Origin of the sequence: Nonomuraea sp. NPDC048892, from assembly GCF_040649735.1 — a bacterium.
Classification (GTDB): domain Bacteria; phylum Actinomycetota; class Actinomycetes; order Streptosporangiales; family Streptosporangiaceae; genus Nonomuraea; species Nonomuraea maheshkhaliensis.
This window is the reverse complement of record NZ_JBEZFZ010000009.1, coordinates 144,466-168,281: the sequence shown is the minus strand read 5'-3', so window position 1 is coordinate 168,281 and position 23,816 is coordinate 144,466. Positions and strand designations below refer to the sequence as shown.

At 72.3% G+C, this 23,816-nt stretch carries 19 protein-coding genes and 1 pseudogene; 10 read left to right on the top strand and 10 right to left on the bottom strand.

What is annotated here, in order from left to right:
* Positions 1 to 13: 13 nt before the first annotated feature.
* From AB0C28_RS29030 to AB0C28_RS29020, 3 genes and pseudogenes are all read right to left on the bottom strand, one after another.
* Entirely contained in the window at positions 14 to 802 is a 789-nt protein-coding gene (locus AB0C28_RS29030) for an MOSC N-terminal beta barrel domain-containing protein (protein WP_357835673.1), read from the bottom strand.
* A gap of 48 nt (positions 803 to 850) precedes the next feature.
* Entirely contained in the window at positions 851 to 1,168 is a 318-nt protein-coding gene (locus AB0C28_RS29025) for an FAD-dependent monooxygenase (RefSeq protein WP_357835670.1), read from the bottom strand.
* A pseudogene (locus tag AB0C28_RS29020) lies at positions 1,155 to 1,469 on the bottom strand (transposase); the annotation flags it as partial. The gene AB0C28_RS29025 and the pseudogene AB0C28_RS29020, both read right to left, overlap by 14 nt.
* Before the next feature lie 269 nt (positions 1,470 to 1,738).
* Between AB0C28_RS29020 and AB0C28_RS29015 the strand changes: the two are divergent.
* Positions 1,739 to 2,164 carry a MerR family transcriptional regulator gene (locus AB0C28_RS29015; protein WP_358078854.1) on the top strand — a complete coding sequence of 142 codons (426 nt, stop codon included), beginning with the start codon at positions 1,739 to 1,741 and terminating at the stop codon, positions 2,162 to 2,164.
* Positions 2,165 to 2,219: 55 nt separating this feature from the next.
* On the opposite strand, the gene AB0C28_RS29010 is transcribed toward AB0C28_RS29015, so the two are convergent.
* A complete protein-coding gene (locus AB0C28_RS29010; RefSeq protein ID WP_358078851.1) occupies positions 2,220 to 3,611 on the bottom strand; it encodes a glutamine synthetase family protein in 1,392 nt (463 codons plus the stop codon).
* 144 nt (positions 3,612 to 3,755) lie between these two features.
* Between AB0C28_RS29010 and AB0C28_RS29005 the strand changes: the two genes are divergently transcribed.
* The 3 genes from AB0C28_RS29005 to AB0C28_RS28995 are packed head-to-tail and all read left to right on the top strand — an operon-like array spanning position 3,756 to position 8,043.
* On the top strand, positions 3,756 to 4,358 hold the full coding sequence (locus AB0C28_RS29005; protein ID WP_358078848.1) for a TetR/AcrR family transcriptional regulator: 603 nt from the start codon (positions 3,756 to 3,758) through the stop codon (positions 4,356 to 4,358).
* Positions 4,358 to 6,094: an ABC transporter ATP-binding protein gene (locus tag AB0C28_RS29000; RefSeq protein ID WP_357835659.1), complete on the top strand. Its 1,737-nt coding sequence runs from the start codon at positions 4,358 to 4,360 to the stop codon at positions 6,092 to 6,094. The genes AB0C28_RS29005 and AB0C28_RS29000 overlap by 1 nt, the downstream gene beginning before the upstream one ends.
* Positions 6,091 to 8,043 (top strand): ABC transporter ATP-binding protein, encoded by a 1,953-nt coding sequence (locus tag AB0C28_RS28995; protein ID WP_358078846.1) that lies wholly within the window; start codon positions 6,091 to 6,093, stop codon positions 8,041 to 8,043. The genes AB0C28_RS29000 and AB0C28_RS28995 overlap by 4 nt, the downstream gene beginning before the upstream one ends.
* Before the next feature lie 112 nt (positions 8,044 to 8,155).
* Here the strand turns inward: AB0C28_RS28995 and AB0C28_RS28990 are convergent, their stop codons facing one another.
* Positions 8,156 to 9,193, bottom strand: a complete 1,038-nt coding sequence (locus AB0C28_RS28990; RefSeq protein ID WP_358078843.1) for a zinc-binding alcohol dehydrogenase family protein — start codon at positions 9,191 to 9,193, stop codon at positions 8,156 to 8,158.
* Between the two features lie 219 nt (positions 9,194 to 9,412).
* On the opposite strand from AB0C28_RS28990, the gene AB0C28_RS28985 reads away from it, so the two are divergent.
* Positions 9,413 to 9,607 carry a hypothetical protein gene (locus AB0C28_RS28985; RefSeq protein ID WP_358078840.1) on the top strand — a complete coding sequence of 65 codons (195 nt, stop codon included), beginning with the start codon at positions 9,413 to 9,415 and terminating at the stop codon, positions 9,605 to 9,607.
* An 88-nt stretch (positions 9,608 to 9,695) separates the two neighbouring features.
* A complete protein-coding gene (locus tag AB0C28_RS28980; RefSeq protein ID WP_358078838.1) occupies positions 9,696 to 11,060 on the top strand; it encodes a hypothetical protein in 1,365 nt (454 codons plus the stop codon).
* Between the two features lie 59 nt (positions 11,061 to 11,119).
* Here the strand turns inward: AB0C28_RS28980 and AB0C28_RS28975 are convergent, their stop codons facing one another.
* The 3 genes from AB0C28_RS28975 to AB0C28_RS28965 form a co-directional block, all read right to left on the bottom strand.
* Complete coding sequence (locus tag AB0C28_RS28975; RefSeq protein WP_358078835.1) at positions 11,120 to 13,117, bottom strand: cellulose binding domain-containing protein; 1,998 nt, start codon at positions 13,115 to 13,117, stop codon at positions 11,120 to 11,122.
* Between the two features lie 193 nt (positions 13,118 to 13,310).
* On the bottom strand, positions 13,311 to 14,522 hold the full coding sequence (locus AB0C28_RS28970; RefSeq protein ID WP_358078832.1) for a cytochrome P450: 1,212 nt from the start codon (positions 14,520 to 14,522) through the stop codon (positions 13,311 to 13,313).
* Positions 14,523 to 14,575: 53 nt separating this feature from the next.
* Complete coding sequence (locus AB0C28_RS28965) at positions 14,576 to 16,018, bottom strand: MFS transporter (RefSeq protein ID WP_357835640.1); 1,443 nt, start codon at positions 16,016 to 16,018, stop codon at positions 14,576 to 14,578.
* A gap of 135 nt (positions 16,019 to 16,153) precedes the next feature.
* Between AB0C28_RS28965 and AB0C28_RS28960 the strand changes: the two genes are divergently transcribed.
* From AB0C28_RS28960 to AB0C28_RS28950, 3 genes are all read left to right on the top strand, one after another.
* Positions 16,154 to 16,765 carry a TetR/AcrR family transcriptional regulator gene (locus tag AB0C28_RS28960; protein WP_358078829.1) on the top strand — a complete coding sequence of 204 codons (612 nt, stop codon included), beginning with the start codon at positions 16,154 to 16,156 and terminating at the stop codon, positions 16,763 to 16,765.
* Between the two features lie 174 nt (positions 16,766 to 16,939).
* Positions 16,940 to 19,495, top strand: coding sequence for a glycoside hydrolase family 2 protein (locus AB0C28_RS28955; RefSeq protein ID WP_358078826.1), 2,556 nt, complete (start codon positions 16,940 to 16,942; stop codon positions 19,493 to 19,495).
* The gene (locus AB0C28_RS28950; protein ID WP_357835631.1) at positions 19,492 to 20,532 is read left to right on the top strand and encodes a LacI family DNA-binding transcriptional regulator; all 1,041 of its coding nucleotides are present in this window, start codon (positions 19,492 to 19,494) and stop codon (positions 20,530 to 20,532) included. Before AB0C28_RS28955 ends, AB0C28_RS28950 begins: the two co-directional genes overlap by 4 nt.
* Before the next feature lie 105 nt (positions 20,533 to 20,637).
* Here the strand turns inward: AB0C28_RS28950 and AB0C28_RS28945 are convergent, their stop codons facing one another.
* Positions 20,638 to 21,417, bottom strand: a complete 780-nt coding sequence (locus AB0C28_RS28945) for an LLM class flavin-dependent oxidoreductase (RefSeq protein ID WP_357835629.1) — start codon at positions 21,415 to 21,417, stop codon at positions 20,638 to 20,640.
* Between the two features lie 219 nt (positions 21,418 to 21,636).
* Entirely contained in the window at positions 21,637 to 22,098 is a 462-nt protein-coding gene (locus AB0C28_RS28940; RefSeq protein ID WP_357835627.1) for a hypothetical protein, read from the bottom strand.
* A gap of 277 nt (positions 22,099 to 22,375) precedes the next feature.
* Between AB0C28_RS28940 and AB0C28_RS28935 the strand changes: the two genes are divergently transcribed.
* The gene (locus tag AB0C28_RS28935) at positions 22,376 to 23,683 is read left to right on the top strand and encodes an FAD-binding oxidoreductase (protein WP_358078823.1); all 1,308 of its coding nucleotides are present in this window, start codon (positions 22,376 to 22,378) and stop codon (positions 23,681 to 23,683) included.
* Positions 23,684 to 23,816: the final 133 nt, after the last annotated feature.

The following is a 23,816-nucleotide window of genomic DNA, read 5'->3' as shown; positions in this document are numbered from 1 at the left end:
GGCCGCCGTCCTCTCAGGCGGTCACCGGATCGCCGAGCCGGATCCGGCCGGGCCCCCTGGGCACGAGGCGGATGCCGAACCACGTCTTGCCGTCCCGGAGGCGATGCCGGGCGAGCGTCCTGAGCGGCTCCTTGCCCCTGGCGCCGGTGGCCGGGTCGATGGTGGTGACCGCGCATCGGTCGCACGCCTCCGAGACGCGGAAGTCCACCTCGCCGATCCTGACCTCCTTCCAGGCGTCCTCGGCGTACGGCTCGCCGCCGTCCACGACCACGCTCGGCCGGAACCGCGCCATGTCGAGCGGCGCGTCGCCGCCGATCTGCTCGTCCAGGAGGCGGAGCGAGGCGGCGGACGTCAGCAGCAGCGGGGCGTCCCAGGCGAAACTGACCACCTCGCCGGGCAGGCCGCCGTGCGCGGGGTCGATGGCCCGGCGGCCGGGATCGTCCAGCCAGACGAGCCGGGCGGGCCGGCCGAGCAGTTCGGTGAACCAGGCGCAGGCGGCGTCATCGGCGGCGACCGCGCGATCCAGCCCGCTGAACTTCACGGGGACCGGCTCGCCCGTGGCCTGGGGGACCTCCAGATCGGGCCGTCCAGGGGCGGAGAGCAGGAGGCCGCCGCCGTCGAGGTTGCGTGCCAGGACCGAGACCATCCGGGGGTAGTCGCCCAGCCAGATGTGCGCACCCGCCTCATCGACGACCGCCCACCGGCGGTCACCGGCCAGCCCCCAGGGCTCCACGGCGGCGTCCGCTACGGGCAGCCCAGCCCCGGACTTAACCGGATAAATCCGGATATCGACCAGTCGCATGCCCGCATCGTAGATCGTCACCTCGACGCGGGACAGTCCGAGAAGGTGTCAGAGCCGGTTGCTGAGGGTGCTGAGCAGGTGGCCGAAGGCGCGGGTGGCCAGGCGGGGTGAGGCGGCGGCGTTCATCCGCATCACGTACTCGCTCTGCATCAACGCCCGCGGACCCGACACCGCGAGGCCGTGCGTGGCCATCGTGGAGGCGAGGGCCGCGCGCCGTTTCCGTTTCGCGGAGTAGACGCCGACCACCCGGGACGGATCGGGCACGGTGTCCAGGCAGCTCACCAGGGTCGCCACGTCCTCCAGCGCCTGGTTCGTGCCCTGTGCCATGAAGGGCGGCATCCCGTGCGCGGCGTCACCGAGCAGCACGCACCGGCCCGCGCCCCAGCGGGACGCACCTTGTGCCGGGTGTGCGGGAACAGTTCGGCGTCGCCCTGGGTGTGTACGGCACGGCACGTTGGTGGGTACAAGCCAGCGCCCGCTGAGCCTTGGCGAGTCTGCGCCGGTCGCGGCGCTCGTGACGAGGATTGACGACCTTCTCACCGGTGGACAGGGTGGCCAGCACGGTGATCCCGGCGTCGATCCCCACCATCGCCGTGACGGGCGGCAGCGGGCTGATCTTCTCCTCGATCAGCAGGGACACGAACCAACGCCCCGCAGCGTCCTTCGACCAATTCCTCCTCCGTCTGAAGGCGGGGGTCTCCTCGGAGTGTCCGATGAGCCCGCCACTGGCCCCCATGTATCCGAAGTCGTCCTGGCTAACGATCATCAGCGTCGTGGTGGGCCCGGTGCCGAGCGGCGCCGGCGTCAGCCCTGCCAGATCGCCACCCCGGGTCAGCGCCGCCTCGCCGTCACCCAGCACCCGGGTGCGCATGTGCGAGCGCTCCTCGTCGGCCCGCAGTGTTCGGACTCACCTCCTGGCGTACGCTCGGAAGCGGCATGGGCGAACGGCATCTGACGATCGGCGAGCTGGCGAGGAGCACCGGCGTCGCCACCTCTGCGTTGCGTTACTACGAGGAGCTCGGCCTGATCCCGGCCCCCACGCGAATCTCCGGGCAGCGCCGCTACCCGGAGTCGGCCACGGCACTCGTCGGCACGATCCTGCTGCTGCGCGACTGCGGGTTCACGCTGCACGAGTGCAAGGAGTTCCTCGCCACGCACACGCGCGGCGACGACTGGCGGGAGCTGATCCGGCGCAAGCTCGCCGAGCTCGACGAGCAGATCGCCAGGGCCCAGATCGCCAGGAAGGCCGTCGCTCACGCGCTCGGCTGCCCGCACGACGAACTGCCCGCCTGCCGCAACTTCACCGCCGCCCTGGAGGCCAGGCTGGCCGGGCTGCCCCTCGAAGACGCCCACCCGCACTGACCTGGAAGAGGCGCACCCCACTGGTCAGTAGGGGCGCGCCACCCCGTCGGCGTCGTCAGTAGAGCCAGCGGTACGAGCGCACCACGTCCGCCGCGTCCCGGCCTGCGGCGCGGGCGGCGTCGGACTCGCGTATCGCGATGAAGGCGCCGACCAGCTCCTCGCCCAGCGCCGCGCGGATGCGCTCGTTGTCCCGCAGCTCGGCGAGCTGCTCCTCGACCGTGACGGGCAGCCGGCGGATGCCCTGCGCCGCACGCCGGTCCTCGCTCCAGCCGCCGGGGTCCTCCTGCACCGGATCGGGCGGCGTGAGGCCGTCCTCGACGCCGGCGACGCCCGCCGCGATCACGGCGGCCAGCGCGAGGTAGGGGTTCGCGGAGGCGTCGGACGGCTTGAGCTCGACGTTGGCGTGCCGGGCCCCGAGCAGGGGAGTGGCCGGTACGAACCGCAGCGACGCCTCCCGGTTCTCGATGCCCCAGAAGGTGTAGGCGCCACACCAGTAGCCGGGCCGCCTGCGCTGCAGCGACGACAGGCTCGGCGCGGTGACGGCCACGATCGCGGGCAGGTCGCGCAGCAGGCCGGCCAGGTAGGCGCCACCCTCGGCGGTCATGCCGCCGGGGCCGTCGCCGCCCGACAGCAGGTTGCTTCCCGCGCGGGACACCGACGTGTGCAGATGCCAGCCGTTGCCCACCTGGCCGAGCGTGACCAACGGGGCGAAGCCGGCCCGCAGGCCGTGGGCGCGGGCCGCCGCGTGCACGGTCTGCCGGGCCAGCAGTTGCCGGTCGGCCGCGGTGACCGGGTCGGCGGGGGCGATGTTGAACTCGAACTGCCCGGGGCCGTACTCGCCGTGGAACTGGCCGACGGGGACGCCGTTGCGGTCGAGGTCGCGCAGCAGTTGGTCGGCGAAGGCGTCCACGGCCAGCATCTTGGCCGGGCCGTAGGAGGGGCCGTCGTAGACGGGACGCACGTCGCCGTCGCCTTCGTCGCTCGCCCGGCTGAGGTGGAACTCCATCTCGTAGCCCGCCAGGAGGTCGAGCCCGAGCGCCGCGGCCCTGGCGACCTGCCGTTCCAGGACGCCTCGCTGGTCGTACGGCCACGCGGAGCCGTCGGCCGCCACCTGCCGCCCCGGCACCCACGCGAACCCGGGCTGCCCGGCGAGCCGGACGAGCCGGTCGGCGACGGGCATCAGCCGGATGTCGCCCGAGGGGGTGCCCAGCGGGGCGTGCTCGAAGGTGATGCCGTCGTGGGAGTCGAAGACCGCGAACAGCGGCGTGATCCCGACCCCGCGCTCGACGGCGGCGCCGTACTGGCCGGCCGGCACCGTACGGGAGCGGGGGATGCCGTTGTTGTCGGCCCACACGATCGTGACCCCGGCCACCCCGGCGGCGGCCAGGTCCTGTCGGTCCGTTTCCGTCAGTTCTGCCCCGGAACCCACCACGTCCAGCATCGGCATTCCCCCCACGATCAGCCCGCTGACCTGGTCACTTTAACGCGGGACCCCCTGCGCGCACGGCGATACACGCGAAAACGATTTGAACGAGTGAGTACTCGCTCATTACGATTCGTCCCCATGACCAGAAGGCGAAGGGTGCCGGCCATGGCGCCTGAAGACCGCAGGGCCGCGCTCATCGCCGCCACCGTCCCGCTCCTGCGCGAACACGGCACCGCCGTCACCACCCGCCAGATCGCCGAGGCCGCCGGCGTGGCCGAGGGCACGATCTTCGGCGTCTTCCCCGACAAGATCTCACTGCTGCGCGCCGCCCTGATGGCCGCGTTCGACCCGGCGCCGGCGGTGGCCGCCCTGGCCTCCGTCGGCACCACACTGGAGCTGCGCGCGCGGCTGTGCGCGGCCGTGTCGATGCTGCGTAAGGGCATGCACGCCAACGCCAAGCTGTACACCGCGCCGAAGACACTGCTGGCCGACGACCCCGAGTTCGGCGAGCGCATGCTGGAGAGCCGCCGGCAGATCATGGAAGCCATCGCGGCCCTGGTCGAGCCCGACCGCGAGCGGCTGCGCCGCTCTCCTGGCGCCACGGCACAACTGCTGCTCATGCTGGTCGCCGTCACCGTCCACCACGGCCTCGGCGGCCTCGGCGGAGACGACCTGGCCGGCATGGACGACGAGGAGATCGTCTCCGTGCTGCTCGACGGGCTGCTCGCGCGGCCCGATCTCACCCCTTTGACAGAAAGCCCCCACTGATGCTGCTCCGCCTGCTGCGGGCCCAGCTCAAGCCGTACGGGAAAGAGATCACGCTCGTCGTCCTCTTCCAGTTCGTACAGACGCTGGCCACGCTCTATCTCCCCACCCTCAACGCCGACATCATCGACGACGGCGTCGTCAAGGGCGACACCGGTTACATCATGCGCGTCGGGATGGTGATGCTGGCCGTCACGCTGGTCCAGATCGTCTGCTCGATCGTCGCCGTCTACTACGGCGCCCGCACCTCGATGGCCCTGGGCCGCGACCTGCGGGCCGCGATCTTCCACCGGGTGCAGGACTTCTCCGCCCAGGAGGTCAGCCGGTTCGGGCCGCCGTCCCTGATCACCAGGACCACCAACGACGTGCAGCAGATCCAGCTGCTCGTGCTCATGACGTTCACGATGATGGTGGCGGCGCCGATCATGTGCGTCGGCGGGATCGTGCTGGCGTTGAATCAGGACACGACGCTGTCCTCGCTGCTGCTCGTCGTGCTGCCCCTGATGATTGCCGTCGTGGGCACCATCGTGGTGCTGATGCGGCCGCTGTTCCGTACGATGCAGGAGCGCATCGACCGGATCAACCAGGTGCTGCGCGAGCAGATCACCGGCATCCGGGTGATCAGGGCCTTCGTCCGCGACCGGCACGAGCGCGAGCGCTTCGCGGTGGCCAACGAGCAGCTGACGGACGTGTCGCTGCGGGTCGGGCGGCTGATGGCGCTGATGTTCCCCACCGTCATGCTCGTGGTGAACCTCTCCAGCGTCGCCGTGGTGTGGTTCGGCGGCCACCGCATCGCCGACGGGAGCATGCAGGTCGGCGCGCTGACCGCGGTCATCTCCTACCTGATGCAGATCCTCATGTCGGTGATGATGGCCATGTTCATGTTCATGATGATCCCGCGGGCCGAGGTCTGCGCCGAGCGCATCGAGGAGGTGCTCGGCACCGAGCCGACCGTCCACCCGCCGGCCACGCCCGTCACGCCCGACCGCCAGATAGGCGAGCTGGAGCTGCGCTCGGTGGCCTTCCAATACCCGGGCGCAGAGGTCCCGGTGCTGAGCGACGTGACCTTCACGGCCCGGCCCGGCCGGACGACCGCGATCATCGGCAGTACGGGCAGCGGCAAGACGACCCTGCTCAACCTCATCCCCCGCCTGTTCGACGCGACCTCCGGCGAGGTCCTGGTCGACGGCGTCAGCGTGCGCGACCTCGACCCCGCCGCACTGGCCCGCGCGGTCGGGCTCGTCCCGCAGTCGCCCTACCTCTTCTCCGGCACCATCGCCTCCAACCTGCGCTACGGCAAGCCCGACGCGACCGACGAGGAGCTGTGGCGGGCCCTGGAGGTGGCCCAGGCCCGCGAGTTCGTCGAGGCGATGCCCGGCGGCCTGGACGAGCCCATCTCCCAGGGCGGCACGAACGTCTCCGGCGGCCAGCGCCAGCGCCTGGCCATCGCCAGGACCCTGGTGCACCGGCCCGAGATCTACCTCTTCGACGACTCCTTCTCCGCCCTCGACTACGCCACCGACGCCCGGCTGCGCGCCGCCCTGGCCGAGGAGATCACCGACGCCACCATCGTCATCGTGGCCCAGCGGGTGAACACCATCCGCGACGCCGACCGCATCCTCGTCATCGAGGAAGGCCGGATCATCGGCAGCGGCGACCACGCCGAACTCATGAGCACGTGCCCGACGTACCGGGAGATCGTGCTGTCTCAGCTCACCGAACAGGAGGCCGCGGCGTGACCACCCAGGCGCCCCCGCGCCGTCCCCAGCCAGGATTCGGCCCAGGCCGGATGCTGAGCGGGCCCGCCGAGAAGGCCCTCGACTTCGGCGGCACCCTGCGCCGCCTGGTCAGCCTGCTGCGCCCCGAGCGGGCGATGCTGGCCGTCATCCTGGCCCTCGGCACGGCCAGCGTGGCGCTGACCGTGTCCGGCCCCAAGATCCTCGGCTACGCCACCGACCTGATCTTCTCCGGCATCATCGGCGCCCAGCTGCCCGCCGGGAGCACCAAGGCGCAGGCCGTGGCCGGGCTGCGCGCCCGCGGCCAGGACACCTTCGCCGACATGGTCTCGGCGATGAGCGTCGTGCCCGGCCAGGGCATCGACTTCACCGCGCTGGCCCAGGTGCTCGGCTGGGTGCTGGCGGTCTACGTGCTGGCGGGGCTGCTCGGCATCGTGCAGTTCAGGCTCACCACGATCGTGGTCCAGCGGGCCGCGTCCCGGCTGCGCGAGCGGATCGAGGCCAAGCTGGGCCGGCTGCCGCTGAGCTACTTCGACGGCCAGCCGCGCGGCGAGATCCTCAGCCGCGCCACCAACGACACCGACAACATCGCCCAGTCGCTGCAGCAGACGATGAGCCAGCTCATCTCCTCGCTGCTGACGGTCATCGCGGTGCTGGTCGTCATGTTCTGGATCTCGCCGGTGCTCGCGCTCATCGCGCTGATCTCGGTGCCGCTGTCGGTCTACGTCACCGCCGTGATCGGCAAGCGGTCGCAGCCGCAGTTCATCAAGCAGTGGTCCTCCACCGGCAAGCTCAACGGCCACATCGAGGAGATGTACGGCGGCCACACGCTGGTCAAGGTGTTCGGCCGGCAGAAGGAGGCCGCCGACACCTTCGCCGAGCACAACCAGGACCTGTTCAACTCCAGTTTCAAGGCCCAGTTCATCTCCGGGATGATCCAGCCGGCCATGATGTTCATCGGCAACCTCAACTACGTGCTGGTCGCCGTGGTGGGCGGGCTCAAGGTGGCCTCGGGCTCCATTTCGCTGGGCGACGTGCAGGCGTTCGTCCAGTACTCGCGGCAGTTCAGCCAGCCGCTGACCCAGGTGGCCGGCATGGCGAACCTCGTGCAGTCGGGCGTCGCCTCCGCCGAGCGGGTCTTCGAGCTGCTCGAAGCCGACGAGCAGTCGGCCGAGCCGGCCGAGCCCGCCAGGCCCGCCCAGGTGCGGGGACGGGTCGCGTTCGAGAACGTGTCCTTCCGCTACGCGCCCGACCGGCCGCTGATCGACGACCTGTCGCTGACCGTCGAGCCCGGCCAGACCGTGGCCATCGTCGGCCCGACAGGCGCCGGCAAGACGACGCTGGTCAACCTCGTCATGCGCTTCTACGAGGTGACCGGCGGGCGCATCACGCTGGACGGCGTCGACATCGCCGAGATGTCCAGGGAGGAGCTGCGCGCCAACATCGGCATGGTGCTGCAGGACACCTGGCTGTTCGGCGGCACCATCGCGGAGAACATCGGCTACGGGGCCGAGGACGCCACGAAGGAGCGGATCGAGGCCGCCGCGCGGGCCGCCCACGTGGACCGCGTCGCCCACACGCTGCCCGACGGCTACGACACCGTCGTCGACGAGGAGGGCAACACGGTCAGCGCGGGCGAGAAGCAGCTGATCACGATCGCCCGCGCCTTCCTGGCCGAGCCGGCCATCCTCATCCTGGACGAGGCGACCAGCTCGGTGGACACCAGGACCGAGGTGCTCATCCAGCGGGCGATGAGCTCGCTGCGCGAGGGGCGGACCAGCTTCGTGATCGCCCATCGCCTGTCCACCATCCGCGACGCCAGCCTGATCCTGGTCATGGAGAACGGGCGGATCGTCGAGCAGGGCACGCACGAGTCGCTGCTGGCGGCGGAGGGCGCCTACGCCCGGCTGTACTCGGCCCAGTTCGCCCAGGCCGCCGTGGAGGTCGACTGACGCTTGGCGGGGCCGGCCTTGTGCGGGCCGGCCTTGTGCGGGCCGGCCTTGTGCGGGCCGGCCTCGTGGGGCCGGCCGGCTTTGTGCGGGCCGGCCTCGTCGGGAGGGCCGGTCAGTCGCCGAAACCGGTGAGCGTCACCTTGCCGACGGCCGTGCCTGACTCCATGATCCGGTGCGCCTCGCGCAGGTGGGCGGCGTCGATCCGGCCCAGGTCCACGGTCGCCGTGGTGGTCAGCACGCCCCGGTCCACCAGCCGGGCGACCTGGGTCAGGATGTGGTGCTGCGCGATCTGGTCGGGCGTGCGGAAGAGCGAGCGGGTGAACATCAGCTCCCAGTGGAGCGAGATCGACTTCGACTGCAGCACTCCGACGGGCAGCGTGTGGTGGTCGTCGACCACGACGATGCCGCCGAACGGCCTGAGCATCTCGGCGTACGCCGGCAGGTTCCGGTCCGTGCCGGCGGTGCTGAAGACGAGATCGAGACCGTCCGGCGCCACCTCGGCCACCTGCGGCGGCAGCGGCTCGTGATGGTCGACCAGGTGATGGGCGCCCATGCGCCTGGCGAACTCCACGGTCTCGGGACGCGAGGCGGTGCCGATCACGGTGAGCGAGGTGAGTGTCCCGGCGAGCTGCACCACCATCGAGCCGACGCCGCCCGCCGCCGCGGTGACCAGCAGCGCCCCGGTCCGCTCCAGCGGAGCGTGGCGCAGGCCCAGCCGCTCGAACAGGCCCTCCCACGCGGTCAGGGAGGTCAGGGGCAGCGCGGCGGCCTCGGTGAAGGTCAGCGTGGCGGGCTTGCGGGCGACGAGCCGCTCGTCCACGACGTGGTATTGGGAATCGCAGCCGGGACGGTCGAACGCGCCCGCGTAGTAGACCTCGTCACCGGGCCCGAACAGCTCGGCCCGGTCGCCGGTCGCGACGACCGTGCCCGCCGCGTCCCAGCCGAGCACCTTGGGTTCGCCGCCCGGGTCGACGTCCCGGCGCGTCTGGTAGTCGACGGGGTTGACCGCGATGGCCTCCACCCGGACGAGCAGGTCGGTCGGTCCCGGCTCGGGGACGGGCAGCTCGACGTCCACCAGGCTCTCGCCGTCGTCCACCGGAAGGCTCTTCCGGTACGCGACCGCGCGCATTCTGCCGACGTTTCCCTTCATGACGGATCCCCCCTCGTTGGCCCCCGCGTCGGCCCCCGCGTCGGCGGGCCGTGAGGCGTGTCCTGCCCGCGCGTCCTGCCCTCACACGGGACGCCTCCGGTCACGATGACCGCGAGATGCCCGGATGGGGGAGGACGGCGGTGTGCAGGGGCTTGTCGCGGGAAGGGAGGGGGTTTGTCGCTTCGCGGAGAGTTAGCCGGCCCTCACTTCGCGCAATAAATGCGGCATGACGGCAACCACGAAGAACTCCTGCTCCTGCGGACACGGATCGTCCTGCTCATGTGCCGCCGGTTGCAGCTGCGGCTGCAACTCCTGACCCGCGCCGGGCGGCCGGGACGGATCGCCGGGATTCCTCCCGTGCTCTCGGCCGCTCGCCGCATCTCCCACCGCCGTCGCGTGCGGGTATCGCTCTAGTACGTACGGCCGCGCGGGCCTGGTTCACTCTGATGCCGGACTGCCGTGGAGCCGGTTCTAGGCCGGATCGCCGCCCCACAATGGGGCCATGACCTACCCTCCACCTCAACATCCGCAAGATCCCAGGGCCTCGCAGGGCTCCACGGACGGCGGGCCGCAACCTGGTCCCGCCGCCCCATGGCCGGGCCACGGGCCCCGGTCGGCCGGTCAGAGCCCCGGGCGGCCCGGCAACGGCCCACAGCCCCGTCAGGGCGGCCCGCCCCCCGACTTCGGCACACCCCGCTTAACCGGCCCGCCGGGCCCGTACGAGCAGCCGGACCAGTACGGCCGATCGGGTCGTCATGGCCAGGCGGGCTCGTATGAGTGGGAGGATCCTTACGGCCGGCGCGGGCAGACGGGCTCGTACGACCCGGGGGACCAGTACGGCCGGTCGGGCCGGCACGGGCAGGCGGGCCCGTACGAACCCCAGGACCGATACGGCCGACCGGCCCAGCACGGACAGCCCGACTCCTACGGGCACGGCGATGCTTACGGGCGGGGCGATGCCTACGGGCAGGCGACCCAGTACGGGCAGGCCGACCTCTACGGGCTGCCCCAGCACGACTACGGCACGGCGCCCCGGCGCGGCAACACCCTGGTCATCGGCCTGTCCATCGGCCTGGGCCTGATCCTGCTGGCCGGCGGCACGGTGGGCGCGGTGACCTACCTCGGCTCCCCGGAGACCCCCGCCGCCCTGCCGAGCAGCGCGACCTCGTTCCCGACCACGGCCCCGTGGCAGTCCGACGCCCCCTCCGACGGGTCCGGTGACGCGGCCGGCGAGGCGGCCGATGGCGAGCCGTCGGGCGGACCCGCGGACGAGGCGTCCGCCGGGGCCTCCGGCGAACCGTCCGGCGAGCCGTCGGGGGAGCCGTCGGGCGAGCAGTCGGAGCCGGCCACCGACCCCACGGCCACCCCGCCCGCCTCCGGCCGCGCCCAGCCGGGCTCGCCGATCGCGCACACCGAGTTCGGCGACTGGAAGTTCAACGTGACCGGGATCAGGTTCTCCGCCGCCAAGGTCGCCGGCTGGACGTACGACAGCTGCGACCCCGTGGACGGGCGGGGCGTGCTGGCCAAGAACAAGTGCACGCGCGCCGTCCAGGTCGCCTACACCGCTTATCGCGGGCACCTCAAGGCGGTGCAGGTCATGATGATGTTCCCGACGGACGAGGCCGCCAAGGCCGCGGCGACCCGGCTGGCCAAGCTCTCCTCGAACGCGGTGAACATCCGCAGCGACATGACCTTCTCCACGTTCGCCTACGGGGCGATCCGGACGAACCCCACGAAGAAGTACGTGGTCGTCACCATCGTCACCGCGGACAAGACGGCCAAGGCCAGGGCCGAGAAGTTCCACCTGTACATGCAGGCCGACTCCATGAGCTACTTCCTGCTGCGCGACGTGACCGTCACCAGCTGACCCACCGGCCCGCGGGCGGGCGGGCCGGGAGGTCCGGAAAACGGAAGCGCGGGGGATGGTCAGGTGCAGGCGTACCCGGACGGAAGGGTGGTGTCGCCGTTCGGGCGGCTCACCTGGAAGCCGACGCTGGTGGTGGCCGCCCCGGGGGCGAGCGAGCCGTTGTGGCCGGTGTTCCTGAAGGTCACGTTCTGCCCGCTGACGGTGGCGGTGACGTTCCACGAGCCGGTCAGCGTGTGCCCGGCCGGCAGCGTGAAGGTGACCGTCCAGCCGCTGATGGCGGACGTGCCGGTGTTGGTGACGGTCAGGGGCTGGACGACGTACCCGGTGGCCCACTGGGTCTGCACGGTGGCGAGGGCCGTGCAGCCCCCGGTGGCGGGGCCGGGCTGGGTGGTGACCTGGACGGTGTTCGAGACCGGCGAGGCGTTGCCCGCGGCGTCCCGCGCCCTGACCTGGTAGCGGTAGGTGGTGTTCGGCGTCAGCCCCGTGTCGCTGAACGAGGTCGTGGCCGAGGAGCCGGCCTGCGTGAACGTGCCGCCGCTCGCGCCGGGCGCGCGCAGGACGTCGTACCCGGTGACGCCGACGTCGTCGGTCGAGGCGGCCCAGGTCAGGGTGGCGCCGGTGGCGGTGACGCCGGACGCGGCCAACGTGCCGGGCGTGCTCGGCGCGGTCGTGTCGCCGGAGCCGCCGCCGAGCGCGGGCGTCTGCCAGTCGCGCCACTCCGCCAGGTTGCCGGCCGCCCTGGACGAGATCCGCATGGCGCCGGGCGCGTTGCCCGTCCGCAGCAGGAACTTCTGGATGTGCTGCTGCAGCGGGGTCCGCCATTCGGGCCGGTTGGCGCAGTGGCTGCCGTCCTGCACGTCGGACCAGTACGTGATGTCCTCGCCCGCCCCGAGCGCCTTGTACACCTCGGCCCCGCCCAGCGCCGCCACGCTCGCGGACCTGGGGCCGAGGTTGGTGATGTGCGGATTGTCCATGACGAACAGCCCGCGCGGCGCGACCATGGCCACGATCTGGTGGGTGTCCACGGGCAGCCGGGCCGGGCTGCCGGTGAAGGAGCCGAACGCGTCGCCCAGCCACGGCTGCTCGCCGTACGCGCTGCTCAGGCTCTGGGCGCCCTCACCGGGGATGCCACGGAAGATCGGCGCGCCGGCGCTGCCCGACTCGATCGGCATGGTGAGCGCGATGCGCTGGTCGAAGGCGCCGGCCACGAAGGCGCCCTTGCCGAAGCGCGAGCAGCCGGTGACGCCGGTGGCGTCCGCCTTGAGCAGGTCGCCACCCGACTGCTCGATGACGTCGATGATCCGGCTCACGCCCCAGCTCCAGGCGAGCAGCAGTCCGGTGCTGCTGGAGGAGCCGTAGATGGTGTAGAAGGCGCCCTGCTTGTTGCTGCGCGGCGTGCCCTCCCGGCCGACCGCGTAGGGGTCGTAGCTGATGACGGCGGCGCCGGCGGCCCTGATGGCGGCCGTGTCCGCGCCGAACCCGCCGATGACGACGACGGCGGGGAAGGGGCCGGTGCCGCTCGGCAGCGAGACGCTCGCCGAGAAACCGGCGCTTCTGCCGTTGTGGCTCACGTTCACGGTGATGCCGGTGCTCGTGACCGTCCCCGTGACGCTCGACGGCTTGGGCGGCTTCTCGCCGTAGACGAACTTCTCGGCGAGCCGCTTGGTCTCCTCGCGCAGGCACCGCCAGTCGGCTCTGCTGGTGATGCGCGACCCGTTCAGCTTTCTGAACGGGTCGGGCAGCCGGGAGTTCGACGGCAGGGAGCCGGCGTCGGGCAGGCCGGGCACCACGCAGTCGGCGCCCTCGTTCTCGTCACCCGCGTCCGCGAAGGCGCCTGTGGTCGCGCCGGCTCCGTGCGTCCGGGCGGCTCCGTGCGTCCCGGCGGCCAGGGCGGGCGGCGCCGCTGCGTCCGCCGTCACGTCCGCCGTCACGTCCGCCGTCACGTCCGCCGCCACGTTCGCCGCCACCGGTGCCGCTCCGGCGAACAAGAGCGTCGTCGCGGCCGCCAGTGCGACGACTCGCGGCAGCATTGTGGAGCGAGCCAAGCTGATGATCACCAGAGCTCTCCCTCCCGGGTGGGGGCGTTGGCGATCAGTGTGGAAAGCCCTCCGAAAGGTGTCAACGAGACTCCGAAATGTTTCGGAGGGCCGGCTCTAGCTCATGTTGCTGTGCAGGGCATACGTGCCGCGAGTTTTCGACAGCTATCGGAAACTAGCTGAAACTAGCGTTCCTCACCCCGAAGGGACAGGATCACCAGGTGACCGGCAGCTCGTGCATGCCGTACACCGTCGAGTCCTCCTTGAACGCCAGCTGCTCCTCGGGAACGGCCAGCTGCAGGCCGGGCACCCGCCGCAGCAGCGTCTCGAAGACGATCTCCAGCTCCACCCTGGCCAGGTTCTGTCCCAGGCACTGGTGGGCGCCGTAGCCGAAGGCGAGGTGGTTGCGCGCGCCGCGGTCGATGTCGAAGCGCTGCGCGTCCGCGAACACCTCCGGGTCGCGGTTGCCGGCGTTGGCCAGCATGAACACCCCGGAGTTCGCCGGGATGACCGTGCCGCCGAGCTCGACGTCGGCCGTGGCCACCCGCACCATGGCGAACTCGGCGATGGTGAAGTACCGCAGCATCTCCTCGACGGCGTTCACCGTCTTGGCCGGGTCCGCGCGCAGCGCGGCCAGCGTCTCCGGGTCGCGCAGCAGCTGGTACGTGCCGAGCGAGATCATGTTGGCCGTGGTCTCGTGCCCGGCGATCAGCAGCAGGAACGCCAGGCTGAGCAGCGCCGGGCCGTCCACCGCGCCGTCCTTCTCGCGCTGCTTGGCGATCTGCCGGCCGAGCAGGTCGTCGGCGGGCTCCTGCTCCTTGGTCTTGATCAGCTTGTCCAGGTAGACGGCCAGCTCCAGGATGGCGTGCCGGCGTTCGTCCTCCGTGGCCCGGCGGTTCAGCAGCTGCGCCGAGTGGATCTGGAAGAAGTCGTGGTCGGCGTACGGCACGCCGAGCAGCTCGCAGATCACCAGCGAGGGCACCGGCAGCGCCAGGGCGCGCACCAGGTCGGCCGGCTTCGGGCCGTCGAGCATGGCGTCCAGGTGCTCGTCCACGATCTGCTGGATGCGCGGGCGCAGCGCCGCCATGCGCCGGACGGTGAACTCGCCGACCACGGCGCGCCGGGCGGGACCGTGCTCGGGCGGGTCCATCTCCAGCATCATCTTGGGCAGCGGCGACTCGGCCAGCCCGCTCCCGGTGTCCTCGGCCAGCCGCGGCATGCTCGGATGGCGGCGGTCGGCGGTGAAGCGCGGGTCGGTCAGGATCGTCCTGATGTCGTCGTAGCGGGCCGCGATCCAGGCCTCGCCGCCTGTCGGCAGCGTGACCTTGGCGACCGGCTGCTCCCGCAGAAGACGCAGGTGCTGCTCGGGTGGGGCGTACGGGCAGCCGCGGGTGGTTTCGAGCGTCGCAGCGGGGTCAATCGTCAAAATTCTCCCCATTCGATGTGGTTCCGACGGCAAAGATAGCCTACAGATGTGCGTTAACGCGTCGCTGTCGCGCCCCTGTCGCCCGCCCCGCCGAGGGCGACGGCGGCGATGAGCACGCCGAGGAGGACCAGGGCGGCGTTGACCGCGACGGCGGCCCTGACGCCGTCCAGCACCGCCCCGGCGGTGACCACCCCCGCCGTGGTGGCGGTGACGATCGCCGACATGATCGGCGTGCCCATGGTGATGCCGACCTGCTGGGACATCGACGCCAGCCCGGTGGCCAGCCCCTGCTCGCGATCGGGCAGCCCCGCCGTGGCGGTGACCATGAAGCCCACGATGACCAGCATGTTGCCGACCCCGCCGAGGAAGGTGGCGGGCAGTTGCAGCCACAGCGAGGCCGGCGTACCGCCGAGGAGGAGCAGGGCGGCGGTGAAGGCCGCCTGCAGCAGCCCGCCACCGATCAGCGCGGCCCGCGCGGAGGTGCGGCCGATGACCCTGGGGGCGAGCAGGCCGCCGAGCACCGTCCCGAGGCCGAGCAGGGCGAAGGAGACCCCGGCGGCCAGGGCGGAGAAGCCGAGTGTCTTCTGCATGTAGAGAGTGAGCAGGTACACCAGCGACGTCTCGGTCACGAACGCCAGCAGGCCGAGCACGTTGCCCCAGGCCACGGTGCGCTTCTTCAGCACGTGCAGGGGGATGAGCGGCTGCGCCGCCCGGCTCTCGACCGCGTAGAAGACCACCAGCAGGACGGCGCCGGCGAGCAGGCCCGTGAGCGTGGCGGGATGGGTCCAGCCGTGCTCGCCCGCCTGCGTGAGGCCGTAGACCAGGGCGAGCAGGCCGAGGGTGACGGACAGCGCGCCGGGCAGGTCGATCCTGGGCCGGTCGGCCGGGCGCGACTCCTTGATGGCGGCGGGCGCGACCAGCAGGACGGCGAGCGCGACGGGCACGTTGACGAAGAAGGCCCAGCGCCAGGAGAGCAGGTCGGTCAGCACGCCGCCGAGGATCGCCCCGGTGGTGAACCCGGCCGACATCAGGGCGCCGTTCAGCCCGAGCGCCTTCTGCCGCAGCGGTCCCTCGGGGAAGGCGGTGGTGAGCAGGGCCAGGCCCGCCGGGGTGGCGGCGGCCGTCGCGAGCCCCTGGGCGACGCGGGCGGCGATGAGGACTTCGGGGGTCGGCGCGAGGCCGCCGGCGAGGGAGGCCAGGCCCAGCAGGGCGAGGCTGGCGAGGAAGATCCGCTTGCGGCCGACGAGGTCGCCGACCCGGCCGAAGAGCAGGGTGAACCCGGCCGCCGACAGGGCGAAGGCGGTGGCGATCCACTGCAGGTTCGCCAGGGAGAAGCCGAGGCCGTCGCCGATGAGGGGGAGGGCGACGTTCAGGATCGAGAAGTCGACGGCGAGCGTGAACTGGGCGACCAGCAGGACCGCGAGGACGAGTTTGAGCCGGCCGGTGAGCCGTGGTGGTGCGGGGGTGATTCCGTCGGCGGAGGCGAGGGTGGACATGACGGGACGTCCTTCCTGGACATGGGGGAGTCGCCGGACGCAGGGACGGCCCTTAACGGGTCCCTGGTTCCGTTAGGGTGAATGTAGCACTGTGATGGCTACTAATGGAACTTGAGTCCCGATAAGGAGTCCTGTATGGCCGACGACGTGCCGCCGCGCGGGGCCGTCCGTCCCGGTGGGCGTACGGCGCGCGTGCGCGAGTCCGTGCTGCGGGCCGCCGCCGACACCCTGGTGGAGAAGGGGTTCGACGCGCTCGACCTGGCCGAGATCGCCCGGGTGGCGGAGGTGGGCAAGACCACCGTCTACCGCCGCTGGGGCAGCCCGGGGGCACTCGCCGCCGACCTCCTCGACGACATGGCCGCGCAGTCCCTGCCCCGGTCCAGGACCGGGAACGTCCGCGACGACCTGCGGGAGAACGCCCGCCTGGTGGTCAGAACCCTGACGGATCCGCGCCAGGGGCGGCTGTTCAAGGCGCTCATCGCCGCCTCGCTCTGCGACGAGCAGGCGGCCATGGCGCTGCGCCGCTTCTACGCCGTGCGCATCGACGAGTGGGCCGGGTGCGTCGCGGACGCCGTCGAACGGGGCGAGCTGCCCCCGGGGACCGATCCCCGGCGCGTGATCGCCGGCGTCTCCGCGCCCCTGTACTACGCGCTGCTGAACACCGGGGAACTCCTGGACGAGGCGGCGGCCGAGCGGGCGGCGGAGACGGCGCTGGCCGCCGCGCGGGCTGGGGTGTGGGTGGGGTAGCGGCCGTTATTCGCTTTACCGGGTAAGCGCGTCAAGGGGACCGGCGCACGGGGGTGTCTTGGGCCAGGGTTCCGTGCTGGACTGAAACGGTCTAGACAGGTTCAGGGGCGGCTCGGTACGTTGATCAGGACTTATCGGGACATTTGCCCCATTCTCGTGATTGAGGAGCAGGACTTGGCGAAGCAGAGCACGTCGTTGCACTCGGGATGGACGCTCCGCCTGGCGGGTGGTGAGGCAGCCGCCGGCCGGCTCACGAACGAGGCCGTGCCGGCCCGGGTGCCCGGCTGCGTGCACGCGGACCTTCTGACGGCGGGGCTGATCCCGGATCCGTACGCGGGGCTCAACGAGCTGGAGGTGGCCTGGGTCGGCCGGGCCGACTGGCGCTACGAGACGGCGCTGGCGGCGGCGCCGGCCGGTTTCGAGCGTACGGACCTGGTCTTCGACGGGCTCGACACGGTCGCCAGGGTGCTGCTGGATGGGGAGGAGCTGGGCCGGACCAGGAACATGCACCGTTCGTACCGGTTCGACGTGACCGGGCGGGTACGCGAGGGCTCGGTCCTGTCGGTGCTGTTCACCTCCGCGTACACCGAGGCCGAGGCGCAGCAGGAACGGCTGGGCGCGCGGCCGAACGCCTACGCGGAGCCGTTCAACTTCGTCAGGAAGATGGCCGCCAGCTTCGGCTGGGACTGGGGACCCACGCTCGTCACCGCCGGCATCTGGCGGCCCGTCCGGCTGGAGAACTGGAGCACCGCCCGCCTGGCGCAGGTCAGGCCGCTGGTCACGGTCACCGGCGGAACCGGCAGCGGCGACGGCAGGATCGAGGCGCACGTCGAGCTGGAACGCACCGAGACCGGCGCCGGCCGCGAGCTGACGCTGACGATCGAGGCGGGAGGCCAGACGGCCACCCAGACGGTCCCCGCCGGCGCGGGCAGCGCCGTCGCGGTCCTGGAGATCCCCGCGCCGGACCTGTGGTGGCCGCGCGGGCACGGCGGCCAGCCCCTGTACGAGTGCGCGGTGGTCCTGTCCGACGCCACCACCGGTCAGGTCCTGGACACCTGGCGGCGGCGCGTCGGCTTCCGCACGATCGAGCTCGACAGAACCCAGGACGAGCACGGCACCGCGTTCACCTTCCGCGTCAACGGCCGGCCGATCTTCGCCCGCGGCGTCAACTGGATCCCCGACGACGCCCTGCCCGCCCGCCTCACCCCCGAGCGCTACCGGCACCGGCTCACCCAGGCCGCCGAGGCGGGCGTCGACCTGGTCCGCGTCTGGGGCGGCGGCATCTACGAGGACCACGCCTTCTACGACGCCTGCGACGAGCTGGGCCTGATGGTGTGGCAGGACTTCCTGTTCGCCTGCGCCGCCTACCCGGAGGAGCAGCCGCTGCGCGGCGAGGTCGAGGCCGAGGCGCGCGAGAACGTCGTCAGGCTCGCCCCCCACCCCAGTCTGGTGCTGTGGAACGGCAACAACGAGAACCTGTGGGGCTTTCGCGACTGGGGCTGGGAGCGGGAGCTGGCCGGCGCCAGCTGGGGCGAGGGGTACTACCTCGGGCTGCTGCCGCGCGTGGTGGCCGACCTCGACCCGACCCGCCCGTACCAGGCGGGCAGCCCCTGGTCCGGCTCATGGGACCGTCATCCCAACGACCCGGCGCACGGCCCGTCCCACTCCTGGGAGGTGTGGAACCGGCGCGACTACAGCGGCTACCTCGACGACGTGCCGCGCTTCGCCGCCGAGTTCGGCTGGCAGGCGCCGCCCGCGCACGCCACGCTGCGCGAATGGCTCGGCGACGACCAGCTCGACGCCGCCTCGCCCGCCATGCTGCACCACCAGAAGGCCGAGGACGGCAACGGCAAGCTGAACCGGGGCCTGGCCCACCACTTCACCTCGCCGGCCGGCTTCGACCACTGGCACTACCTCACCCAGGTCAATCAGGCCCGCGCCATCGCGACCGGCGTCGCGCACTGGCGCTCCCACTGGCCGCTCTGCGCGGGCACCGTCGTCTGGCAGCTGAACGACTGCTGGCCGGTCACCTCGTGGGCCGCCGTCGACGGCCAGGCCCGGCCCAAGCCGCTCTATTACGAGCTGCGCCGCCTGTACGCCGACCGGCTGCTGACGTTCCAGCACCGGGACGACGCCCGCGTGCTCGCCGTCGACAACCAGTCGCCCGAGCCGTGGCAGGGCAGCGCACTCGTCCGCAGGCTGCGCGCGGACGGGACGGCGCTGGCGGAGGAACGGGTGCCGTTCGACGTGCCCGCGCGCACGGTCGCGCTGCTGCCCCTGACGGTCGCCGAGTTCAAGGACGCGAGCGAGGAACTGCTGGTGGCGGAGGCGGACGGGCTGCGCGACGTCGTGCTCGGCCGCCCGGACAAGGACTTCGCCTACCCGGCGCCCGACCTCGACCTGCGGCTCGACCCCTCGGGCGATACGCTCGGCGTCGTGATCACCGCCCGCGCCTTCGTCCGCGACCTGATGCTGCAGGCCGACCGGCTCGGTCCCGGCGCGGTGGCGGACCGCGGGCTGGTCACGCTGCTGCCCGGCGAGGCCGTCACGATCACCGTGACCGGCCTGGACGCCCGGGGAACCGACGGGGCCGGGGCGGCGGGCGACGTCGACGGAACCGGCGGCACCGGCGAAACCGGCGGCCCTGGCGGCATCGACGCGATCGACGAGGCCGCGGTGCGGGCGGCGCTGTTCAGCGTCAACGCGGCGGAGGAGGCCGCCCGGCCATGACGCGCGCCGCCCGGCCGGCGGGCAAGGTGACGATCGCCGAGGTCGCCCAGCTGGCCGGGGTGTCCAAGGGCTCGGTCTCTCTGGCCATGAACGACAAGCCGGGCGTCTCCGCCGCCACGCGGAAAAAGGTGCGCGAGGCCGCCCGCGAGCTGGGCTGGCTGCCCAACCAGGCCGCCAGGTCGCTCTCGTCGGCCACCACGCAGGTGAGCAACGTGGGCCTGGTCATCGCCCGGCCGGCCCGCATGCTCGGGCTCGAACCGTTCTACATGGAGTTCGTCTCCGGCATCGAGAGCGTGCTGGCCGAGCGGTCCCACTCGTTGCTGCTGCGGCTCGTACGGGATGTGCGGGAGGAGATCGACGTGCTCGACGGATGGAGCCGCAGCAAGCAGATCAGCGGCTCCATCATGGTCGACTTCACCCTCGACGACCCGCGCGTCGCCGCCGTGGCGGCGCTGGGCCTGCCGGTGATCGCCGTCGGGCATCCGTCACTGACCGGCGGGCTGCCGTCCGTCTGGACCGACGACGCCGCGGCCGTCACCGAGGCCGTCCGCTACCTGGCGGCGCTCGGCCACCGGCGCCTGGCCCGCGTGGGCGGTCCCGCCAGGCTCGGGCACACGGCGCTGCGCAGCGAGGCGTTCACCCAGGCGGTCGCGGACCTGAAACTCGAACCCGCCCGCATCCTGACCACCGACTTCTCGGGCGAGCAGGGCGCCCGCGCCACCCGCGCGCTGCTCTCCTCCGCCCGGCGGCCCACCGCGATCCTGTACGACAACGACATCATGGCCGTGGCCGGCCTGTCGGTGGCCACCGAGATGGGCGTGCCCGTGCCCGCCGAGCTGTCCCTGCTGGCCTGGGACGACTCCCAGCTCTGCCGGCTCACCCACCCGCCGCTGTCGGCCATGAGCCACGACGTGTTCGCCTTCGGCGCCGAGGTCACGCGCCGCCTCATGGACCTCGTCGGCAGGGGTGAGACGGAGCACGGCCCGGCACCGACCCCGGTCCTCGTCCCCCGAGGCACCACCGCCAGAGCCCACTGACCGCCGGGCCCACCTGGTCTACCCGCCCGGCCCGATCTGCCTACCTGGGACCGTCCGGCCTGGCCCGGCCGCCTGGGCCGCTCGGCTACCGTGGCGGAGCCGGCGCTAGCGTGGCGGGCCGGCGGCAATGGTGGCTCGGGCGTCCTCGACGCCGCCGCGCCACCAGCCCATCGCCTCCACCCACCACGTCATGCCCGCCGCCGCGTACCCGTCGACCAGCCCGTCCGCCGCACGGCCCTCCAACGCGATGTCGAAGCCGTCCAGCGAGCCCCGCTGCTCGGCCAGGAAGTCCACCACCCGCGCGAACTCGGAGACGGGCACCGGTGGCAGCTCCTGCCCGTACTCGTGGAAGGTCGGCATCGCGCCGTCCCACCGGGCCGCCCGCCGGAAGCCGACCTTGGTCGGCCAGCGCCCCGGGCACCAGATCGGGATGCGCGGGCGCTGGACCGGCGACGGCGGCAGCTCCTTCCACAGCCGCGTCAGCTCCTCCAGACCCCGGTCCAGCTTGGCGGCACGGACCTTCAGATCGGGGTCCTCCCCGAAATCGGCGTATTCCGCGTCGACCGATCCGAGACCCGCGCCGACGACCAGCCGCCCTCCGGACAGCACGTCCAGCGTCGCGGTCTCCTTCGCCACCATTTGCACCCGCCGCCGGGGCAGCGCCGTCATGAGCACGCCGATCCTGATCCGGCTGGTACGGGCCGCGACGGCCGACAGCACCACCGTCGGGTTGACCACGGGCCAGTCGCGGTCGTGGTAGAGCAGGTGGTCCCAGAGATAGACGCCGTCCCAGCCCCGTTCCTCGGCCGCCACGGCGAGCTCGACCAACACCTGAGGATCCCCGAACTCGCCGAGGTTCGGCAGCCCGACCGCGAAGCGCACCATGCGCCCCAGGCTACGCGATCACACCCCGGTGATCACGGAACGGCGACCACGGTGCGGCGACCACGGTGCGGCGACCACGGTGCGGCGACCACGGTGCGGCGACCACGGTGCGGCGACCCGACGCCGGCCTGCACGGGGCAGCACCCCATGGACACCCCCCATGGAGACAGGCGAGCCCCCTCCCCGGGAGGGGAGAGGGCTCGTCACCCGACCGGCGCTCTACGGGATCCTGTACTCCTGCGCCTTGCCGCAGTACCCGATCCCGATCGGCGAGTTGCTCCGGCGGCACACCTGCACGACCACCCGGTCGATGGTGCGCACCGACCCCCTGTCGGACAGCGAGAACGCGAACTTGACCTGCGCGTCGTCCGCCTTCTGCGTGACGCTGTCGATCAGTTCGCTGCCTCGGTAGGCGCTGAAGGTGGCCAGGGAGTGCAGGTCGTCGGGCGTGCAGATGGTCGGGGTGGCTTCGTCGGAGAGTAACCCTTCGACGTCGACGCGGGGCCGGATCACCGGCCCGTCGTACCGTTCGATCTGACCCTCCGTGAACCCGCGGCGGCACGAGTCGCCCGAGTCAGCGGAGAAGGGGACAGCCTGGGCGGCGGCGGCCAGGGCGGGCGGGGCCGCCAGAAGCCCGGCGGCGAGTACGGTACTCATCGTCAACCCGGCGAGCAGACGCACGATTTCACCTTCCGTTGGGTGCTGGATTCCGCCACCCATCGTGAGCAGCGCCCGCCCTCCTGCCAGTGCCCGCCGTTACAGCCGGGCCCCTAATTGACGGAACGTCCCGACGGGGAAGGCACCCCGGTCCGGCGCGCCGGCTTGACGATTCCCGCACAGAATCACATTGATCGGCGCCTTCTCACCCACCACCTCACCCACCACCATGGAACGCGCCCACCCGCACGGCGACGTTCCCCCGTTGCCCCGTTCCCCCCAATTCACGATGGGATGACAGATGACCGACGCGTTGCACGACCTGCGCACCCTTGTCAGCGGCCGGGTGCTGCTCCCAGGGGATGACGGGTTCGACGAGGCCGGGCGCCCCTGGAACCGGGCCGTCGAACACCTCGTTCCCGCCGTGGTCGAGGCGGCCGACGCCGCCGACGTCGCGGCCGTGGTCCGCTTCGCCCGCGCCCGCGGCCTGGCCGTCGCGGCCCAGCCGAACGGCCACGGCGCCACGACGAGCCTCGGCGGCGCCATCCTGCTGCGCACCCGCCGCCTGGACTCCGTCGAGATCGATCCGGCCGCCCGGCGGGCCCGCGTCGGCGCGGGCGTGCCCTCAGGCGTCCTTCAGGCCGCCGCGGCGGCGCACGGCCTGACCGGCCTGCCCGGCAGCTCCCCGGTCGTCAGCGTCGCCGGGGTCGCGCTCGGCGGCGGGCTCAGCTGGTTCGGCCGCAGGCACGGCTGGGTCGCCGACAGCGTCACCGCGTTCGACGTCGTGGACGCGGAGGGCGAGCGGCGGCGCGTCACCGGCGACACCGACCCCGGCCTCTTCTGGGCCCTGCGCGGCGGCGGCGGGTCGTTCGCGGTCGTCACCGCCCTGGAGCTCGCCCTGCACCCCGCGCCGCATCTGTACGGCGGCCGGATGATGTGGCCGGCCGAGCTCGCCCAGGACGTGATGGACGCCTACCGCCGGATCACCGCGACCGCGCCCGACGAGCTGACCCTCTGGCTGGACCTGCTGCACTTCCCCGGCTCCGACCCCCTCGTCGCCGTCGACGCCACCTACCTCGGCCCTGACGACGCGGCCCGCGACCTGCTCGCCCCGCTGGACCGGCTGCCCCGCCCCCTCGCCGACAGCAGGCGGACCATGACGGTGGCCGAGCTCGGCGCCATCACCGCGGAGCCCACCGAGCCCAGCCCAGGCGCCGCGCGTGCCGAACTGCTCACCGAGCTGGACGACGCGGTGGCCAAGACCCTGCTGGCCGACCCGATCGCGCCGCTGATGAACGTGCAGCTGCGCCATCTGGGCGGCGCGTTCGCCCGTCCGTCCGACACCCCCCACGGCCCGCTGACCGAGCCGTACGCGCTCTACCTGTTCGGCGTGCCGGCCGACCCGGCGACGGCCGCGGCCATCGCCGCCAAGCAGCAAGCGCTCGCCGGCGCGCTCCCGGTGAGCGGCCGCAAACCCCTCACGTTCCTCAGCGCCGGCGAGACGCCCGCCGACGCCTTCGCTCCCGCCGCACTCCGGCGCCTGCGCGAGCTCGAACGCCGGCACAACCCGCACGGCACCTTCCGCGCCAACTTCCCCTACGCCGGCTGAACGGGGCCCTTCTGGCGGGCAGGTCGGGCGGGCAGGCCGGGCGGACCCTTCTGACGGGGCCTTCGGTGGGGCCGGCTTCGCCAAGCCCGCCGCACCCGGGCAGATCTTCGCTTACTGTGCATCTCGGGGGATG

Coding starts and splice junctions, on each gene's coding strand:
- AB0C28_RS29010 (WP_358078851.1), bottom strand. CDS start 3,611: ATGCCGATGCTGGACGTGGTGGGTTCCGGGGCAGAACTGACGGAAACG.
- AB0C28_RS28965 (WP_357835640.1), bottom strand. CDS start 16,018: ATGTCCACCCTCGCCTCCGCCGACGGAATCACCCCCGCACCACCACGG.
- AB0C28_RS29000 (WP_357835659.1), top strand. CDS start 4,358: ATGCTGCTCCGCCTGCTGCGGGCCCAGCTCAAGCCGTACGGGAAAGAG.
- AB0C28_RS28960 (WP_358078829.1), top strand. CDS start 16,154: ATGGCCGACGACGTGCCGCCGCGCGGGGCCGTCCGTCCCGGTGGGCGT.
- AB0C28_RS28990 (WP_358078843.1), bottom strand. CDS start 9,193: ATGAAGGGAAACGTCGGCAGAATGCGCGCGGTCGCGTACCGGAAGAGC.
- AB0C28_RS29015 (WP_358078854.1), top strand. CDS start 1,739: ATGGGCGAACGGCATCTGACGATCGGCGAGCTGGCGAGGAGCACCGGC.
- AB0C28_RS28985 (WP_358078840.1), top strand. CDS start 9,413: ATGCGGCATGACGGCAACCACGAAGAACTCCTGCTCCTGCGGACACGG.
- AB0C28_RS29030 (WP_357835673.1), bottom strand. CDS start 802: ATGCGACTGGTCGATATCCGGATTTATCCGGTTAAGTCCGGGGCTGGG.
- AB0C28_RS28945 (WP_357835629.1), bottom strand. CDS start 21,417: ATGGTGCGCTTCGCGGTCGGGCTGCCGAACCTCGGCGAGTTCGGGGAT.
- AB0C28_RS28935 (WP_358078823.1), top strand. CDS start 22,376: ATGACCGACGCGTTGCACGACCTGCGCACCCTTGTCAGCGGCCGGGTG.
- AB0C28_RS28950 (WP_357835631.1), top strand. CDS start 19,492: ATGACGCGCGCCGCCCGGCCGGCGGGCAAGGTGACGATCGCCGAGGTC.
- AB0C28_RS28980 (WP_358078838.1), top strand. CDS start 9,696: ATGACCTACCCTCCACCTCAACATCCGCAAGATCCCAGGGCCTCGCAG.
- AB0C28_RS29005 (WP_358078848.1), top strand. CDS start 3,756: ATGGCGCCTGAAGACCGCAGGGCCGCGCTCATCGCCGCCACCGTCCCG.